The organism is Stenotrophomonas pictorum JCM 9942 (genome assembly GCF_001310775.1).
GTDB lineage: Bacteria > Pseudomonadota > Gammaproteobacteria > Xanthomonadales > Xanthomonadaceae > Stenotrophomonas > Stenotrophomonas pictorum.
Map to the genome: position 1 here is coordinate 1 of NZ_BAZI01000400.1, position 2,303 is coordinate 2,303.

A 2,303-nucleotide genomic window follows, 5' to 3' on the forward strand; every position below is an offset into this window, starting at 1 on the left:
GTGACCAGGAGCAGGATCAGCGCGGTGGCGGGCAGAGGCATGTCAGCGGCGGCTGTGGCTGTGGACGGCATCCACCAGCACGGCGACGTGCTCGGGATTCATGTCCGGCGACATGCCGTGGCCGAGGTTGAACACATGGCCTTCGCGTGAGCCGCCGTTGCCGTCACGGTAGCTGTCCAGCACCACGCCCACTTCGCGGCGGATCGCCTCGGGCGAGCCATACAGCGTGGCCGGGTCCAGGTTGCCCTGCAGCGCGACCCGGCCGCCGGTGCGGCGCACCGCATCGCCCAGCTCGGTGGTCCAGTCCACGCCCACCGCATCGGTGCCGCTGGCGGCCAGTGCTTCCAGGTGCTGGCCGTTGCCCTTGCCGAACAGGATCAGCGGCGCGCGATCGGCCCCCTGGCCGCGGTCCAGCTCGTGCGCGATCCGGGTAAGGTAGGGCAGCGAGAACTCGCGGTACATCGCCGGGCTCAATACGCCGCCCCAGGTGTCGAACACCTGCAGCGCCTGCGCACCGGCCAGGCGCTGAGCCGACAGGTAGGCGATCACCGCGTCGGTGACCACGCCCAGCAGCTGGTGCAGGGCCTGGGGTTCGTTCAGGGCCAGCGCCTTGATGCGCGCGTAATCCTTGCTGCCGCCGCCTTCGACCATGTAGCAGGCCAGCGTCCACGGGCTGCCGGAAAAGCCGATCAGCGGCACCTTGCCGTCCAGCTGGCGGCGGATCACCCGCACCGCGTCCATCACATAGCGCAGCTCGGTTTCCATGTCCGGCACCGCCAGTTTGGCGATGTCGGCCACGCTGCGCACCGGATGGCGGAACTTGGGGCCTTCACCGTCGACGAAATACAGCTCCAGACCCATCGCATCGGGGATGGTGAGGATGTCGGAGAACAGGATCGCCGCGTCCAGATCGAAGCGCTCCAGCGGCTGCAGGGTGACTTCGCAGGCGATGTCCGGGTTCTTGGCCATGGCCAGGAAGCTGCCGGCGCGGGCGCGGGTGGCGCGGTATTCCGGCAGGTAACGGCCGGCCTGGCGCATCAGCCAGACGGGGGTGCAGTCCACAGGCTCGCGGCGCAGGGCGCGCAGGAAGCGGTCGTTGCGAAGTGGGCTGGTCACATGAACTCCTGGATAAAGGTAGACGCATGAACGCGCGGGGCGTCCTGTGGGGATGCGGGATCAGGGTTGTGGCTGGCCGCTGGCGAACATCAGCTGGAAGCCGCGCTTGAGCTGCGCATCGCGTGCCTTCTCGAAGGCTTGCAGGGCGTCGTCCTGCTGCAGGAAAAGTTCGCGGCGCAATTGCACGCGGCCGCCGATCTGGCCGCTTTCACGCAGCAGTTCCCAGCCGCCGAGCAGGTCGGCCACCAGGGACAGCTGGACATAGCGGGGGGCTTCGTTGCCGCTGGGCGGCTGTTGCAGGAGGACACGCATGCCGCCGATTGTAGCCGCTGCGGCGGATTTCAGCCGCAGCGGGGGCGGTTGTCCGCCACCGCAGGAGCGCCCGCCCACGGCGCAGGGTCTGGGGCCCGTTCGTCGGTGTCCGCTGCCCGTTGCCGGATGGGCTCAGCCCGGCTGGAGGATCGCCAGCACCGCGGCTTCGTCCACATCCGGCACCACTTCGGCCCGGCCGATGCCCCGCCACAGCACCAGCCGCAGGCGGCCGGCGATGTTCTTCTTGTCCAGCCGCATATGGGCCAGCAGCGTTTCCGGCGCCAGCCCGGCGGGGATGTCCACCGGCAGGCCATAGGACAGCAGCAGTTCGCGCAGGCGGTCGGTGTCGGCCGCCTCGGCCATGCCCAGTGCCGCCGACAGGCGCGCGGCCAGCACCATGCCCACGGCCACGCTTCGCCATGGTTGAGGTTGTTGTTGCCCGGTGCGCCATAGCCCTGTGCGGTCTCGATGGCATGGCCGAAGGTGTGACCGAGGTTGAGCAGGGCGCGCTCGCCCTTTTCCAGCGGATCACGTTCGACGATCTGCGCTTTGTGTTCGCAGCTGCGGGCGATGGCCTGCGCCAGCGCGGCGTCCTCGCCGGCCAGTAGTGCGTCGCGCTCGCTCTGCAGCCACTGGAAGAACTCCAGGTCACGGATCGCACCGTACTTGATCACTTCGGCCAACCCGGCACGCAGCTCGCGCAGCGGCAGGCTGCGCAGCACGGCGGTATCGGCGATCACCGCGCGCGGCGGATGGAAGGCCCCGACCAGGTTCTTGCCCTGGGCGATATCCACCGCGGTCTTGCCGCCGACCGAGGAATCGACCATCGCCAGCAGGGTGGTGGGCAGTTGCACGCAATCCACGCCGCGCATCCA

Annotated in this window: 2 protein-coding genes and 1 pseudogene; all 3 read right to left on the reverse strand. The window is 69.1% G+C overall.

Features of this window, described 5'->3' with window-relative positions; translation table 11 throughout:
* Positions 1-42: 42 nt before the first annotated feature.
* A complete protein-coding gene (gene hemE, locus JCM9942_RS14260) occupies positions 43-1,116 on the reverse strand; it encodes a uroporphyrinogen decarboxylase (RefSeq protein WP_054660499.1) in 1,074 nt (357 codons plus the stop codon).
* Between the two features lie 60 nt (positions 1,117-1,176).
* Positions 1,177-1,428 (reverse strand): WGR domain-containing protein, encoded by a 252-nt coding sequence (locus JCM9942_RS14265; RefSeq protein ID WP_054660501.1) that lies wholly within the window; start codon positions 1,426-1,428, stop codon positions 1,177-1,179.
* Between the two features lie 132 nt (positions 1,429-1,560).
* A pseudogene (locus JCM9942_RS14270) lies at positions 1,561-2,303 on the reverse strand (3-dehydroquinate synthase family protein); the annotation flags it as partial.